Genomic DNA, 13933 nt, shown 5'->3' with positions numbered 1-13933 from the left:
TCGTCGGTGCCCGCCGCGCAGGCGTCGAGCCCCGCGGCGAGCCCGGCCTGCGCGTACCGGGCGGCGGCCCGGATCGCCGCCAGTTCGGCCGCCGACTTCACCGCCCGCAGGGGCGCGAGCAGGCCGGAGCCGTCGGGCAGTGGGCCGCATCCGAGGGCCGCCTCGATCCGCGCCGCGAGCGCCGGCGCGACGAACCAGCCGTCCCGCTCCAGGGCCGGCCGGGCGAGCCCGCGCCCGCGCACGAGGGCCGCCAGGGCCGCGGCCGGGTCGGCGCCGTCCGGGTAGGCCCGGATGTCGTCGAGCCACGTGTTGGCGGCCGCGCCCGGCAGTTCCAGCTGCCTGACCAGGAGGGCCGGGTCGCCGTCCACGGGCACGAGGAGCGCCTGGAAGGCGAAGTAGCCCGCCGTCTGGCGGCCGGTCAGCCAGTAGATCGTCTCCGGGCCGGTCACCACGAGCGCGTCGTGGCCGGCACCCGCGATGGCGGCCCGGGCCGCCGCCTGCCGGGCGGCGAACTCCGCCTCCGGGAAGGCCGCCTCGCGGCCGCGCAGCTCCGTGAACTCGTGCATCGCGCCGCCCTCGCCCCGGATTCCGCCCAGACTTCGCTCAGACTTCGCTCAGGCGCCGGATGATGCCCTGCTTGAAATTCTCGAGATGGGCCGCGATCGCGTCCGCCGCCGCCGCCGCGTCCTTGGCCCGCAGGGCGGCGACCACCGCGAGGTGCTCGCGATGGACCGCCTCGAACCGCTCGGGCATCCGGCTCAGGTTGAACATCTGCGTCTTGAGCCGCAGGTCCTTGATCGTCTTGGCGAGGGTCGCGTTGTGGCTGTGCTCCGCGATCAGGTCGTGGAAGCGCCGGTCGACCTCCCAGTTGCCCGGCGCGTCCGGGTCGCCCGCCGCCAAGAGCGCCTCCATCTGACGCTGCAGGTCCGCCAGCACCGCGTCGGCGATCCGGCCGGTGGCCAGCGCGACGCTCTCCCGCTCCAGCAGGCGGCGGACATGCAGGATCTCGATCAGCTCGCGCAGGGAGAATTCCTTGACCACGAGCATCCCGCCGGGCTGCCGCTCGATCAGCCCCTCGGTCTCCAGCCGCGACATCGCCTCGCGGGTCGGGGTCCGGGAGATGTCGAGCATCTCGGCGAGGCGGCGCTCGTGCAGCACGGTGCCGGCCGGAAGGTCGCGGCGGACGAGCATGTCGAGCAGCCGGTCGTAGGCCATCTGGCCGAGGCTCTGCTCGCGCCGAGCACTGAGCGCCGTCGTGTACGACGCGGCGTCGAGGGTCTTCATGGTATCCTCCCGGAGCGGCCGGCTCAGCCGCTCCCCCTTCTTGTTCTCGCGCGTCCGCCGTGCCCGCTCACATGGCGGGCGTGCGGATCGGCTCCTTCGGGGCCGGATCATAGCCGATCAGCGGGGTGACGAGCTTGGCGTAAGTACCGTCCGCGACCATCTCGCCGAGCGCCTTGTTGACGGCGGCGTGCAGGTTCGGCTTGCCCTTCTTGATGGCGAAGCCCTTCTGGACCGTGCTCAGCGGGGTCTCGATCATCACCAAGGGCAGCTTGCGCGCCTTGATGGCGTAGTTGCCGGCCACCGCGTCGTTGATCACCGCGTCGATGTTGCCGCCGACGAGGTCCTGCATGGCGTCCGCGGCCGTCTTGTAGCTCTTCAGGGTGGCGCCGTTCTCCTCGGCGAGCTTGCCGAAGGTCGAGGCCGAGAGGGCGCCGACGTTGCGGCCCTTGAGATCCGCCGGCCCCTTGATGCCGGTATCCTTGCGGGTCACGATTCGCGCGCCGGATTCGAGCCACCCGTCCGCGAAGGCGACCTGCTTCTGCCGGGCGGGGGTGATGTCCATCGACTCGCTAGTGATGTCGTACTGGTCGGCCATCAGGCCCACCAGCAGGGCGTCGAACTTGATGTTGACCGGGCTGTACTCGAGCCCGAGCCGGCGGCAGACCTCGCGCATGACCCGGACTTCCAGCCCGTCGAGCTCGCCGCTCGGCGTGCGCATGCTGAAGGGCGCGAAGGTGCTGTCCGTCGCCACGATCAGCTTGCCGGGCTCGATCAGCTCCAGCTTGCCCTCGGCCGCGCGGGTCGCGGGGGCGGCGAGGAACCCTGCGCCGAGGTTGGCGCAGAGGGCGGCGAGGGCGAGGGCGAGGACGTGGCGCCGGTTCATGGTGATCTCCGGTCTCGGGACGGGGCGGGAAGGATCGGCCGCGGCCCGTCCCGCGGCGGGGGGCTCAGGACAGGCGGGCGTAGCGCCGCTCGAAATAGGCCGAGAGCTGCGACAGGATCGACGTGAGGCCGAGGTAGATCAGCGCTGCCGCGATGTAGAAATCGAACGGCCGGAAGGTCGTGGCGATCATGAGCTGCGCGTAGAGCGTCAGCTCCACCACCGTGATCGTCGACAGCAGCGAGGTGTTCTTGACCGCCGAGATCGCCTCGTTGGTCAACGACGGCAGGATCATGCGGAAGACCTGCGGCAGGACGATGCGCACCATCATGATCCGCGGGTTCATGCCGAGCGCCAGCGCCGACTCGATCTGGCCACTCGGGATCGCCGCGAGGCCGGCCCGGATGGTCTCGGCCACGTAGGCGCCGCTGCTGACGCCCAGCGCGATGATGCCGGCGGTCACGGGCGAGAGCTTCACCCCGATCTGCGGCATGCCGAAATACACGATGAAGACCTGCACGAGGGTCGGCGTGCCGCGGATGAACCAGACGTAGAAGCTCGCCAGCGCCCGGAAGGGCGCGAAGGACGAGCGCTTGCCCAGCGCCCCGAGCAGGCCGCAGACCCAGCTCACCAGGATGCTCGCCACCGTGACACCGAGCACGACCAGGGTGGCCGAGAGGAAGCCGGGGCCGTAGGTGACGACTTCGTCCGAGAGGGTGAGCCACCACTCCTGCAACGCCGCGACGCTCATCGCTGTCCCTTCTCCCCGGTGATGGGCCGGCGGCTCACGCCGTCTGTCCCGGCGCGGCGGGCTGGTGCAGGACGCGCCGGAGGAACTGGCGCAGCCGCTCGCTCCGGGGGGCGCCGATGATGGCGTCGGGCGGCCCGTCTTCGGCGATCACGCCGCCGTCGAAGAACAGGGTGCGGGTGCCGACATCCCGGGCGAAGGCCATCTCGGGGGTGACGAGCAGCATCGTCATCCCGTCCGCCGCGAGGGAGCCCATCAGCGCCAGCACCTCGCCGACCAACTCCGGATCGAGGGCCGAGGTCACCTCGTCGAACAGCATCACCTTGGGCGCCATCGCCAGGGCGCGCACGATCGCCACGCGCTGCTGCTGCCCGCCCGAGAGCTTCGACGGGTAGGCGTGCCGCTTCTCGTAGAGGCCGATGCGCTGGAGCAGTGCCTCCGCCTCCGCAACGGCCTGCCGGCGCGGCATCCGCCGCACCCGGATCGGCGCCTCGATGACGTTCTCCAGCACGGTCATGTGCGGCCAGAGATTGTAGCTCTGGAAGACCATGCCGATCCGCGCCCGCAACTCGCAGAGCTGCCGCGGCGTCGGCTGGCGGCGGGCGCCCTGCTCGTAGTCGAAGGCGAAGCGCTCGAAATCCATGAAGCCGGAGGTCGGCGTCTCCATGAGGTTCAGGCAGCGCAGGAACGTGCTCTTGCCCGAGCCGCTCGCACCGATAATCGACACGACCTCGCCCTCGTGGATGTCGAGGGAGATGCCCTTCAGGACCTCGTTGGTGCCGTAGCTCTTGTGCAGCTTCCTGATCTTCAGGAGCGGGGGCGCGGCCGTCTCGATCTGAGCCATCGTCGAACCTGATGTGGTGCGATCGCGTCGCGGATCAATGCTTCGATCCGTGCGCAGAACGCGTTACGGGACTGTGTTGTTGTTCATCAAATCTCTCAATGTGGAGATTTAATTTTACATGCGGCGACGTTTTACATTGCCAAACTCGATGGGATGCCTTAGCAGAGCCGGTATACCGCCGGCATTCAAGCGGTATTTTTGAGCATGGCTGCCTCCGACATGGTCATCGAGCTCCCGGATCCCGGTATTCCCTTCGCGACCGCGCCGGGCGCGTGCCTCATTGTTCAGCCGATGGACCGGGTCGGACCCGCGCGGCAGCCGGCATGACCCGGCTCGCGATCGATCCGGATCTCTGCGCGGGCCTGTTCGCCGAGCTCCTGAGCTTCAGCCAGGACGCGCCGGGCGTGACGCGGGCGGCCTACGGCGTCGGCGAGGAGCGCGCCCACGCCCTGATGCGGGCGACCGGGCTGGCGCTCGGGCTCGCCGCCGAGACCGACGCGGCCGGCAACCTGTTCCTGACGCTGGCGGGCCGCGACCCGGCACTGGCGCCCTGGATGGTCGGCTCGCACGTCGACACGGTGCCCCACGGAGGCAATTTCGACGGGGCGGCGGGCGTGATCGGCGGTCTCGCGGCCGTGGAGGCCCTGCGCCGGGCGGGGATCGTGCCGGCGCGTCCCGTGACGGTGGCGGTGTTCCGGGCCGAGGAGAGCGTGTGGTTCCCGGCCTCCTACGTCGGCAGCCGGGCCGCGCTCGGCCTGCTGCCGCCGGAGGTGCTCGACCTGCCCCGCGCCGATACCGGCCGGAGCCTGCGCGACCACATGGCCGAACTCGGCCTGCGGCCGGAGGCGGTGGCGCGGGGCGAGCGGCTCCTCGATCCGGCGCGGATCCACGGCTTCGTCGAGATGCACATCGAGCAGGGCCCGGCGCTGGAGGCGGCCGGCCTCCCGGTGGCCTTCGTCACGGCGATCAGCGGCAGCTTCCGCTACCGCAAGGCGGTCTGCTTCGGCCGCTACGGCCATTCCGGCGCCGTGGCGCGGGGCGAGCGCAGCGACGCCGTCTTCGCCCTCGCCGACCTGATCACCGGCCTGGACGCGCTCTGGGGCAGGCTGGAGGCGGAGGGCTGCCCGGCCACGATCACGCTGGGCGAGGTCGCCACCGACCCGGTTCAGCACGCCTTCGCCAAGATCCCCGGCGAGGTCCGCTTCTGCCTCGACGTGCGCAGCACCGAGCCGGACGTTCTCGGCCGGGTCGAGGCGGCGCTCGCCGCGCATATCGCCGCCATCGAGGCCGCCCGCTCGGTACGCTTCGTGCTGGGCGAGCGCACGGGCAGCACGCCGGCGCGGATGAGCGCCGCGCTGGTCGAGGCCCTGTCGGGCCACGCGCGCCGGCTCGGGACACCGTTCCGCACGATGGCGAGCGGGGCGGGGCACGACACCGCGACGCTGGCCGGCCAGGGCGTGCCGAGCACGATGATCTTCATCCGCAACCAGAACGGCAGCCACAACCCGGACGAGGCGATGCGGATCGCGGATCTGTGCGCCGCCGCCACCCTGGTGGCCCACCTGGTCGCCGAAGCCTGACCCCGCGCGCGAGAAAGGATGCACCGATGATCGTCGATCTGAACTGCGACATGGGCGAGGGCTTCGGCGTCTACCGTCTGGGCGACGACGCCGAGATGCTGACCGTGGCGACCTCGGCCAACATCGCCTGCGGCTTCCACGCCGGCGACCCGCTGGTGATGCACGAGACCCTGAGCCGCGCCGCCGCGAACGGCGTGCAAGCGGGCGCCCACCCGAGCTTCCTCGACCTCTGGGGCTTCGGCCGGCGGCCGATCCACGGCGAGCGCCCCGCCGACATCGAGAAGGCGGTGCTCTACCAGGTCGGCGCGCTGCTGGCGCTGGCGCAGGATGTCGGCTGCCCGGTGCGCCACGTGAAGACCCACGGGGCCATGGGCAACATGGCCAACGAGGATGCCGACCTCGCTCTGGCGGTGGCCCGGGCGATCCGCACCCTCGACCGCGACCTGATCTTCGTGGTGATGCCCGGCCTGGAGACCGAGCGGGCCGGCGAGAAGCTCGGTCTGCCGATCGCGCGCGAGATCTACGCCGACCGCGCCTACGCGGATGACGGCACCCTGGTCTCGCGCAAGCTCCCCGGCGCCGTGCTGCACGATCCCGATTCCGTCTCGGAGCGCGTGGCGCGGATGCTGGAGGACGGGGCGATCACCTGCCTGTCCGGGCGGCGCATCCCGACGCGGATCGACACGGTCTGCGTCCACGGCGACACGCCCGGCGCCGTGGCCATGGCCCGCCGCCTGCGCGACGACTGCGCCGCCAAGGGGATCGCCCTGCGCCCGATGGCCGAGGTGCTCGGTGTCTGAGCCCGGCTACCGCCTCCTCGATAGCGGCGACCGGGCGCTCACGGTGGAGCTCGGCCGCGCGGTCGATCCCGCGATCAACGCCCGGGTCATCGCCCTCGACGCGGCGCTCCGCGGCGCCGGGCGCCCGGGCCTCCTGGAGACCGTGCCGACCTACCGCTCGCTCCTCGTCCTCTACGATCCGGACCTGCTGCCCCGAGCCGACCTCGCCGCGCTGATCGCCGCGCACTGGCCGCCGCCTGACGGGGCGGCGGGCTCGCTGCGCCGCTGGCGGGTGCCGGTCCATTACGGCGGCGCGCACGGCGCCGACCTCGACGACCTCGCCGCCGGGGCCGGGCTGAGCCCGGAGGCGGTGATCGCCCTTCATTCCGGCCGCGACTACCGCGTCTACATGATCGGGTTCGCCCCCGGCTTCGCCTATCTGGGCGGCCTCGATCCCCGGCTCCACGCGAGCCGGCGCACCGATCCGCGGCCCAAGACGCCCGCCGGCAGCGTCTCGATCGGCGGGAACCAGACCGGCGTCTCGCCGCCCCTGGAGCTGCCGAGCGGCTGGCAGCTCATCGGCCGCACGCCCGCGCGCTCCTACGATCCGGCCCGGGCCGAGCCGTTCCTGTTCGCGGCCGGCGACCTGATCCGGTTCGAGCCGATCGACCGCGCCGCCTTCGACACCCTCAGCGAGGCCGCCCGCGCCGGCGAGACCGTCGCCACCCTGGAGCGGATCGATGCCTGAGGGCCTGCGCGTCATCGCCCCCGGCGTGGCCTCGACCCTGCAGGATGCCGGGCGGCCGGGCTATCTGCGCTACGGCATCTCGGGGTCCGGCGCGATGGATCCCGACCTGCTGGCCCTGGCCAACGGCCTCGTCGGCAACCCGCTCGACGCCGCGGTCATCGAGATGGCGATGGTCGGTCCGAGCCTCGCCTGCGAAGCGGAGGCCTGCCGCGTCGCCCTCGCCGGCGCGCCCTTCGCGATGAGCCTGAACGGCCGCGCCCTCGACCCGTTCACCGCCCACGACCTGCGGCGGGGCGACCGGCTCGTCCTGGGCGGCCCGCGGCAGGGCCTGCGCGCCTGCCTCGCGGTCGCCGGGGGTTTCGCCGTCGTGCCGATGCTCGGCAGCGTCGCGACGCACACCCGCACCCGCCTCGGCGGCCTCGACGGCCATCCCCTGGCCGCGGGCGACCTGCTGCCCCTCGCGGCGCCCGCGCCCCGCGACCGCCCGCTGACCCTGCCGCCCGCCCACCGGCCGACCTTCGGCGGCCCGATCCGGGTCGTGCTCGGGCCGCAGGCCGACGGCTTCACCGAGGACGGCCTGCGGACCTTCCTCTCCGAGCCGTACACCCTCACGGCGCGGGCGGACCGGATGGGCTGCCACCTCGACGGGCCGCCGATCGCCCACGCGGACGGCTTCAACATCGTCTCGGACGGGATCGTGAACGGCTCGATCCAGGTGCCCGGCCACGGGCGCCCGCTGATCCTGCTGGCCGACCGCCACACCACCGGCGGCTACCCGAAGATCGCCACCGTGATCTCGGCGGATCTCGGCCGCCTCGCGCAGGTGCAGCCGGGGGAGACGATCCGGTTCGCGGCCGTCGCCGTCGCGGAGGCCCAGGCCGTCGCCCGCGCCGCGCGAAGCACTCTGGCCGCGCGGCTGACGGCGCTGGTGCCGGCCGGCGGCGGCGATCTCGACAGCGCGTTCCTGCTGTCCTGCAACCTCGTCGGCGGCGTCGTCTCGGCGCGCGCCCTCGATCCGGCGCCCTGACGGCGCCGCACCTCCTCCACCCAGCAAGAGACCGTCGATGCTCACGCCGTTCCACCTCGCCTACCACGTCACCGACCTCGACGCGGCGCGCCGCTTCTACGGGGGCGTCCTCGGCTGCCAGGAGGGCCGCAGCACCGAGACCTGGGTCGATTTCGACTTCTTCGGCCATCAGCTGTCGCTGCACCTGGGCGAGCCCTTCGCCACCACCCGGAGCGGGAAGGTCGGCGACCACACGGTGATGATGCCGCACCTGGGCGTGGTGCTGCCGCTCGACGCCTGGGAGGCGCTCGCCGGCCGCGTCGAGGCGGCCGGCATCGCCTTCGACATCTCGCCGGTCGTCCGCTTCGCCGGCGAGCCCGGCGAGCAGCGCACGATGTTCTTCTTCGACCCGAGCGGCAACCCGATCGAGGTCAAGGGTTTCCGGGATCTGGCCGGCGTCTTCGCGCACTGAGGCCCGTATCCGCGAAGCGGCCCGCCGCCGGAGCGGCGACGGGCGGCCAGGACGCGATGCCCGTCAGGCGCGGCGGGCGTTCCAGAAGACGAACTGGCCGTCGACCACGTCCCGGAGGTCGCGCCGGAAGGCCGTCCGGTAGAAGTACTGGCCGGTCGGCAGGTACGGCACGTCGCGCATCGCCAGGGTCTGCATCCGGGCCGCGATCGCCTGGCGCGCGGCCTGGTCCGGCGCCTCGATCCAGGCCTCGCGCAGGCTCTCGAGTTCGGGCAGGTCCGGCCAGCCGAAGAAGCCCTTCGGTCCGCCGCAGCGCAGGACCTGCTCCACGACCGGGTTGGCCATGTCGAGGCCGGTCCAGGTCGTGGTGAAGATGTTCCAGCCGCCCTGGTCGGGGGGCGCCTTGCTGGCGCGGCGGGTGACCAGCGTGCCCCAGTCGGAGACGACGTACTGCACGTTCATCCCGAGGCGCTGGAGCAGGTCGTGCATGATCTCGCCGAGGGCGCCGAGCACGGGGTTCTCGCTCGTCGACATGAGCACGACGCGCTCGCCCGTGTAGCCGGCCGCCACGAGGTCGCGCTTGGCCTTGGCGAGATCGCGCGGCCGGGTGAGCACGTCGAGCCCGGCATCGGTGGCCATCGCGGTCCCCGGCGTGAACAGGCCGACATCCTTGCGCCACAGCTTGGGATCGTCGCCGGCGGCCGCCGCCATGAAGTCCGCCTGGGACAGCGCCTCGAGGACCACGCGCCGGACCGCGGGCTTGTCGAAGGGCGGGTGGAGGTGATTCATCACGCCGGTGCCGAGATTGCCGAGCGGCGAGGCGAGCTGCGTGGCGATCTGCGGGTGCGCCTGGAGCGTCGGCACGAGATCGCTGATCGGGTTCTCCCACCAGTCGACCTCGCCGTTCTGGAGGGCGGCCGCCGCGGTGCCGGGATCCGGCATGACCTGCCACTCGACCCGCTCGAAATGGACCCGCTTCGGCCCCGCCACCCAGGAGACCGGGCCGTCCTCGCGAGGCCGGTAGTCCGGGTTGCGGTCGTAGACCACGCGGGCTCCGACGAGCCGCTCCTCGGTGTTGAACCGGAACGGCCCGGAGCCGATCAGCTCGGGGATCTGCTGGGCCGGGTCGGTGGCGGCGAGGCGCTCGGGCATGATGACGAGGACCGGCGGACCGAGTTTCGCCAGGGTCTCGAGCATCAGCCCGTAGGGCCGCTTCAGGCGGATGACGAAGGTCCGGTCGTCCGGCGCCTCCAGGGCGTCGGCGCGCGCCATCAGGGCCTGCCCGAGGCTGTCGCGCTGCGCCCAGCGCCGGATCGACGCGACGCAGTCGCGGCCCCGCACCGGCTCGCCGTCGTGGAATCGCAGCCCTTCGCGCAGCCGGAAGGTCCAGCGCCGCCCGTCCTCCTCGACCGCGTGCCCCTCGACCATCTGCGGCTGCGGCGTGAGCTGCGCGTCGAGGCCGTAGAGCTGGTCGAACACCATGAGCGCGTGGTTGCGCGTGACGTAGGCCGTGGTCGTCACCGGGTCGACGATGGTCAGGTCGGATTGCGGCACGAAGCGCAGGACGCTCGCCCGGCCGCCCTGGGCCAGGGCCGGGCGGGCCGGCAGGAAGGGCGCGGCGGCCGCGGCGGCGGCACCGCCGAGGAAGGTTCGTCGCAGCATGGGGTCACTCCTGGCGTTCCGGGTCAGGCGGACGGGGACGGGAGCGCCGGTCGGCCTTCCGCGCGAGGCCAATTTCTGCGGGCGCAGTCCGCGGGAGCACAACCTGCAAGGGCCGTTCCGCCCCGGCCGGTCACGGGGCGCGGACGGCCTCTTCGGCCCGCCGGCGCAGGGCTGCGCGGTCGATCTTGCCGGTCGAGGCGAGCGGCAGCGCCTCGACGAACCAGACCCGGCGCGGGTGCTGGTAGGCCGGCGCGTGTTCGAGCGCGTAATCCTTGAGGGCCGCCTCGTCGACGGTGGCGCCGGGCCGGCGGACCACGAAGGCGACCGGCTTGGTGCCCTTGATGGCGTCGTCCACCGGCACCACGCAGGCCTGGAGCACCGCGGGGTGGCGCTCCAGCACCAGCTCGACCTCGCCCGGAAAGATGTTCTCGCCGCCGGAGACGAACATGTCGTCGGTCCGCCCGAGGAAGTAGAAGAACCCGTCCGCGTCGCGGCGGAAGACGTCGCCGGTGGCGTAGAACCCGTCCGCGGTGATCGGGACGGGCACGTCCGGCCGGTTGTGGTAGCCGAGCATGATCGCGGGGCTGCGCATCTGCAGGATCCCGGTCTCCGGGGCGTCCGGTCCGACGAGGCGCACCGCCACCTGGGGATGCGGCGCGCCCACGGAGGCAACCGGCGTCGGCCGTCCGTCCGGATGGTCGCCGAACACGACCGGGCCGCCCTCGGTGGTCCCGTAGGCGTTGAGGATGCGGGCGTTCGGCAGGAGGGCGCGGATCTGCCGGGCGAGGGTGTCGTTGACCGGCGCCGAGCCCATCCGCACCGTCCGCACGCCGGTGAGGTCGGCCTCGGCCAAGAGATCCGGTTCCCGCAGCATCATGGCGATCATCGGCGGCACGGCGGTGAGCCACGTGCAGCGGTACCGGTCGATCGCCGCGATGTAGGCCCGCGCCTCGAATTGCGGCAGCAGCACCATCGTGGCGCCGGCCGCGCAGACGAGGAGCGCCAGGGCGAGCGCGTTCATGTGGTAGAGCGGCGCCGCCACGAGCAGCCGGTCGTCGCGCAGGTCCGTCTCCGCGGCGCGGGTCCGCGCCACCCAGAGGTGGCTGGCATGGCTCAGCCGCACGCCCTTCGGCCGGCCCGTGGAGCCGGACGTGTAGAGGAACAGGGCCGCCTCGTCGGGCTCGGGCACGACCGGCACGAACGGACCGGGGTCGAGCCAGGCCGCGAAGCCCTCCGGCCCGTCGTCGTCGAACCCGGCGATCCGGATATCGGGGCCGAGATCCGCCAGCAGCGCCCGGCGGGGACCGTCGCAGAGCACGAGCCGCGCCCCGCAATCGGCGAGCACGGCGGCGATCGTGGCCGGCGGGAACTTGTGATTGACCGGGACCGGGACCACGCCGGCGCGCATCGCGCCGAGGAGCGCCGCGATCGTGTCGGGCCGGTTGGCCGCGAGGATCGCGACCCGCGCGCCGCGGGCGATCCCGCCGCGCAGCAGGCCGCGGGCGAAGGCGTCGGCCCGGGCGTCGAGGCCGGCGCGGGTCATCACCGCGGGCTCGCCATCCGGGCCGACGCCGACGATCAGCGGCCTGTCCGGCGGCCCGGACCGGTCGACGAGGTCGCCGAGATTGGTCGGAGCCGTGGCCGCGCGCGTCATGGGGCCGCCCTGCACGGGAGGTTGAGGTCGAAGGTCGGAAGCGTCAGCGTGGCCGCGCCCGGCCCGTGCCGGACCCAGCCCGCCTCCGGGAGGCCGGCCGCGCGGGCCTCGAGGGCGTCGAGGCTTTGGAAGCGCAGCGCCAGGGCGGCGAAGCGGGCGACCGGCCCCGGCACGATCGCCACACGCGTCTCCCCGAGCCGGAGGGTCCGGACGTCGCCCGACGCCTCGGCCGGGGCGCCGCTCGCGGCCGCGTAGAGCGCGGCGTCGGCCTCCGGCGCCGGGCTCTCGATCGTCAGCGCGTCGATCCCCGAGAAGCCGTTCGGATGGTCGAGCCATTCGGGGCGCCAGACCAGATCCGGGGTCAGGTGCTCGCAGTGGTAGAGGCGGCCCGCCGGGAACCGGTCGGCCGGCACCCGCACCGTGCGGAACCGGGCCGCCGCCTCGCGGCCGTCGACGGTGACCGGGCGCGAGAAGGCGACGGGCGGTCCGGCCGCCAGCCCCAGAGCGGCCAGCCGCGCGTGGGTCGCGTCGGCGTCCCGGCTCGCGACGACGAGCCCGTTCAGGCCGAACGGGCTGTCCAGGACGTCCTGCCGCTGCGGACCGGTCTCGGGCACGCCCACGAGTTCGAGGTACGGGCCCGCCGTCATCATCAGGTGGTTGACGGAGCCCAACGAGTGGTGGCCACGGGGCGTCAGCCGGAAGCCGAGGGCGGCGAACAGGTCCGCCGCCTCGTCCATCCGCCGCAGCACGTTGATCACGACGTGGTCGAGGGCCCCGTCCGCCGGGGCGCCGGGGGCCGGCCCTGTCATCTCGGCGGCGCCGTCATGTAGACGCCGCGTCCGCTCGCGAGCAGGCGCCCCTCCGCGTCGAGGATCTGCGCCTCGGCCACCGAGAGCTGGTTGCCGAACTTCACCACCGTGCCGCGGCAGGTGAGATCGCCCTGCATCGCGGCGCGGTGGTAGTCGACCCGCAGGTCGACGGTGGGGACGCCCCGGCCGGTCTTGGAGACCAGCGCCCAGTCGGCGGTGAGGTCGACCAGCGTCGCCAGGATGCCGCCGTGGACGTAGCCGCGCTCGGCGTTGACGACCCATTCCGGCCGCCACGTCGCCTGCAGCTCGATCGTGCCCGCGCCAACGGCGACGACGGAGAGGCCGAGCCACTGGTGGAACGGGCCGCGCAGCAGCAGCGCCTCGACCTGCTCCTTGGTGAGGGGGGTGTCGGACATGGCTTCGGGATCTCCTCGGGCGGTGTCAGGGGGTGACGACGATCTTGCCCATGACCTCGCGGTCGCGGATCATCCGCAGGCCCTCGGCGGCCTGCTCGAGGGGCAGGAGCTTGTCGATGGTCGGCTTCAGCGTGCCGGCCTGGATCATGTCCATCAGGGCCGACAGGTTGTCGTCGTAGAAGCTGTTCGAGCCGATCACCTTGAGCTCGAAGCTCCAGATGTAGCGGAGATCCTCCTTGGGATCGTGCCCCGCGGTCGCCCCGCAGACGAGCAGCGTGCCGCCGCGCTTCAGGCACTTGAGCGAGGGCACCCAGGTGTCGCCGCCGGTGAAGTTGATCACCACGTCGACGCCGCCCTCGTAGGTCCGGCGCTGCGGCTTGCCGTACTGCTGGATCGCCCACTTGGAGAAGTCGGTCTCGCGGTAGTTGACGACGTGGTCGGCCCCGAGGGCCGTCAGCGCCGCCATCTTCTCCGCGCTGCCCGCGCAGGCGATGACCTCGGCGCCGAGCTGCTTGGCCAGCATCACGCAGCCCGTGCCGACGCCGCCGCTGGCGCCCAGGATCAGGACCTTGTCGCCGGCCTTCACGGTGTTGTGGGTGATCAGCATGCGGTGGGCCGTGCCGTAGGCCACCGGCAGGGACGCCGCGTCCGCGTAGCTCACGTCCGGCGGCATCGCGATGAGCTGGCCCGTCGAGACCCGGCAGTACTCGGCCATGCCGCCGTCGAGCATCTCGCCCATCAGGCCCTTGGCTTTGTTGAGCGGGTTGACCAGCACCCGGTCGCCGACGCGCCACTCCGTGACGTCCGTGCCGAGCTCGACGATCTGCCCGGCCATGTCGAGGCCGATCACCACCGGCATCGGCACCTTGATGCCGGGCATGCCATTCACGGTGAACACGTCGTGGTAGTTGAACGAGGACGCGCCGACCCGAATCAGGACCTCGCCGGGGCCGGGGGACGGCCTCGGATAGTCGTCGACCACCTTCAGCGTGTCGATGTCGCCGTGCGCCTCCAGCACGAGCGCCTTCATCGTCTGAGCCATCGTGGAAACCCT

15 protein-coding genes are annotated in these 13933 nt (G+C 72.7%); 5 read left to right on the top strand and 10 right to left on the bottom strand.

What is annotated here, in order from left to right; translation table 11 throughout:
• From ACLBYE_RS13825 to ACLBYE_RS13805, 5 genes are all read right to left on the bottom strand, one after another.
• On the bottom strand, positions 1 to 566 hold a 566-nt coding region (locus tag ACLBYE_RS13825), incomplete at its 3' end, for an aminopeptidase P family N-terminal domain-containing protein (RefSeq protein ID WP_447694617.1).
• 37 nt (positions 567 to 603) lie between these two features.
• A complete protein-coding gene (locus ACLBYE_RS13820; RefSeq protein WP_447694616.1) occupies positions 604 to 1284 on the bottom strand; it encodes a GntR family transcriptional regulator in 681 nt (226 codons plus the stop codon).
• A gap of 67 nt (positions 1285 to 1351) precedes the next feature.
• Complete coding sequence (locus tag ACLBYE_RS13815; RefSeq protein WP_447694615.1) at positions 1352 to 2167, bottom strand: transporter substrate-binding domain-containing protein; 816 nt, start codon at positions 2165 to 2167, stop codon at positions 1352 to 1354.
• Between the two features lie 64 nt (positions 2168 to 2231).
• Positions 2232 to 2915 (bottom strand): amino acid ABC transporter permease, encoded by a 684-nt coding sequence (locus ACLBYE_RS13810; RefSeq protein ID WP_447694614.1) that lies wholly within the window; start codon positions 2913 to 2915, stop codon positions 2232 to 2234.
• A 34-nt stretch (positions 2916 to 2949) separates the two neighbouring features.
• Positions 2950 to 3756, bottom strand: coding sequence for an amino acid ABC transporter ATP-binding protein (locus ACLBYE_RS13805; RefSeq protein ID WP_447694613.1), 807 nt, complete (start codon positions 3754 to 3756; stop codon positions 2950 to 2952).
• A 323-nt stretch (positions 3757 to 4079) separates the two neighbouring features.
• Here ACLBYE_RS13805 and ACLBYE_RS13800 point away from each other — a divergent pair, with 323 nt between their 5' ends.
• Genes ACLBYE_RS13800 through ACLBYE_RS13780 form a run of 5 tightly spaced genes read left to right on the top strand, consistent with a single transcriptional unit; the run spans position 4080 to position 8341 of the window.
• Positions 4080 to 5336: a Zn-dependent hydrolase gene (locus ACLBYE_RS13800; RefSeq protein WP_447694612.1), complete on the top strand. Its 1257-nt coding sequence runs from the start codon at positions 4080 to 4082 to the stop codon at positions 5334 to 5336.
• A gap of 26 nt (positions 5337 to 5362) precedes the next feature.
• On the top strand, positions 5363 to 6136 hold the full coding sequence (locus ACLBYE_RS13795; RefSeq protein ID WP_447694611.1) for a LamB/YcsF family protein: 774 nt from the start codon (positions 5363 to 5365) through the stop codon (positions 6134 to 6136).
• Positions 6129 to 6863, top strand: a complete 735-nt coding sequence (gene pxpB / locus ACLBYE_RS13790) for a 5-oxoprolinase subunit PxpB (protein WP_447694610.1) — start codon at positions 6129 to 6131, stop codon at positions 6861 to 6863. The genes ACLBYE_RS13795 and pxpB overlap by 8 nt, the downstream gene beginning before the upstream one ends.
• Positions 6856 to 7890: a 5-oxoprolinase subunit C family protein gene (locus ACLBYE_RS13785; protein WP_447694609.1), complete on the top strand. Its 1035-nt coding sequence runs from the start codon at positions 6856 to 6858 to the stop codon at positions 7888 to 7890. The genes pxpB and ACLBYE_RS13785 overlap by 8 nt, the downstream gene beginning before the upstream one ends.
• Before the next feature lie 37 nt (positions 7891 to 7927).
• The gene (locus ACLBYE_RS13780; RefSeq protein WP_447694608.1) at positions 7928 to 8341 is read left to right on the top strand and encodes a VOC family protein; all 414 of its coding nucleotides are present in this window, start codon (positions 7928 to 7930) and stop codon (positions 8339 to 8341) included.
• A gap of 63 nt (positions 8342 to 8404) precedes the next feature.
• Here the strand turns inward: ACLBYE_RS13780 and ACLBYE_RS13775 are convergent, their stop codons facing one another.
• The 5 genes from ACLBYE_RS13775 to ACLBYE_RS13755 form a co-directional block, all read right to left on the bottom strand.
• Positions 8405 to 10000, bottom strand: coding sequence for an ABC transporter substrate-binding protein (locus ACLBYE_RS13775; RefSeq protein ID WP_447694607.1), 1596 nt, complete (start codon positions 9998 to 10000; stop codon positions 8405 to 8407).
• Between the two features lie 130 nt (positions 10001 to 10130).
• The gene (locus ACLBYE_RS13770; protein WP_447694606.1) at positions 10131 to 11654 is read right to left on the bottom strand and encodes a class I adenylate-forming enzyme family protein; all 1524 of its coding nucleotides are present in this window, start codon (positions 11652 to 11654) and stop codon (positions 10131 to 10133) included.
• Complete coding sequence (locus ACLBYE_RS13765; protein WP_447694605.1) at positions 11651 to 12463, bottom strand: VOC family protein; 813 nt, start codon at positions 12461 to 12463, stop codon at positions 11651 to 11653. Before ACLBYE_RS13765 ends, ACLBYE_RS13770 begins: the two co-directional genes overlap by 4 nt.
• Positions 12460 to 12879 carry a PaaI family thioesterase gene (locus ACLBYE_RS13760; RefSeq protein ID WP_447694604.1) on the bottom strand — a complete coding sequence of 140 codons (420 nt, stop codon included), beginning with the start codon at positions 12877 to 12879 and terminating at the stop codon, positions 12460 to 12462. Before ACLBYE_RS13760 ends, ACLBYE_RS13765 begins: the two co-directional genes overlap by 4 nt.
• A gap of 25 nt (positions 12880 to 12904) precedes the next feature.
• Positions 12905 to 13921: a quinone oxidoreductase family protein gene (locus ACLBYE_RS13755; RefSeq protein ID WP_447694603.1), complete on the bottom strand. Its 1017-nt coding sequence runs from the start codon at positions 13919 to 13921 to the stop codon at positions 12905 to 12907.
• Positions 13922 to 13933 lie beyond the last annotated feature (12 nt).

The sequence above is a fragment of the Methylobacterium sp. A52T genome (assembly GCF_053346095.1).
The sequence above is the reverse complement of the archived record's forward strand: the minus strand, read 5'-3'. Positions and strand labels throughout refer to the sequence as shown.

Excerpts from the sequence above, each read along its gene's own strand:
- ACLBYE_RS13785 (WP_447694609.1), top strand. The coding sequence starts at position 6,856 with ATGCCTGAGGGCCTGCGCGTCATCGCCCCCGGCGTGGCCTCGACCCTG.
- ACLBYE_RS13805 (WP_447694613.1), bottom strand. The coding sequence starts at position 3,756 with ATGGCTCAGATCGAGACGGCCGCGCCCCCGCTCCTGAAGATCAGGAAG.
- ACLBYE_RS13760 (WP_447694604.1), bottom strand. The coding sequence starts at position 12,879 with ATGTCCGACACCCCCCTCACCAAGGAGCAGGTCGAGGCGCTGCTGCTG.
- ACLBYE_RS13775 (WP_447694607.1), bottom strand. The coding sequence starts at position 10,000 with ATGCTGCGACGAACCTTCCTCGGCGGTGCCGCCGCCGCGGCCGCCGCG.
- ACLBYE_RS13765 (WP_447694605.1), bottom strand. The coding sequence starts at position 12,463 with ATGACAGGGCCGGCCCCCGGCGCCCCGGCGGACGGGGCCCTCGACCAC.
- ACLBYE_RS13810 (WP_447694614.1), bottom strand. The coding sequence starts at position 2,915 with ATGAGCGTCGCGGCGTTGCAGGAGTGGTGGCTCACCCTCTCGGACGAA.
- ACLBYE_RS13770 (WP_447694606.1), bottom strand. The coding sequence starts at position 11,654 with ATGACGCGCGCGGCCACGGCTCCGACCAATCTCGGCGACCTCGTCGAC.
- ACLBYE_RS13795 (WP_447694611.1), top strand. The coding sequence starts at position 5,363 with ATGATCGTCGATCTGAACTGCGACATGGGCGAGGGCTTCGGCGTCTAC.
- ACLBYE_RS13815 (WP_447694615.1), bottom strand. The coding sequence starts at position 2,167 with ATGAACCGGCGCCACGTCCTCGCCCTCGCCCTCGCCGCCCTCTGCGCC.
- ACLBYE_RS13780 (WP_447694608.1), top strand. The coding sequence starts at position 7,928 with ATGCTCACGCCGTTCCACCTCGCCTACCACGTCACCGACCTCGACGCG.
- ACLBYE_RS13755 (WP_447694603.1), bottom strand. The coding sequence starts at position 13,921 with ATGGCTCAGACGATGAAGGCGCTCGTGCTGGAGGCGCACGGCGACATC.
- ACLBYE_RS13800 (WP_447694612.1), top strand. The coding sequence starts at position 4,080 with ATGACCCGGCTCGCGATCGATCCGGATCTCTGCGCGGGCCTGTTCGCC.
- ACLBYE_RS13820 (WP_447694616.1), bottom strand. The coding sequence starts at position 1,284 with ATGAAGACCCTCGACGCCGCGTCGTACACGACGGCGCTCAGTGCTCGG.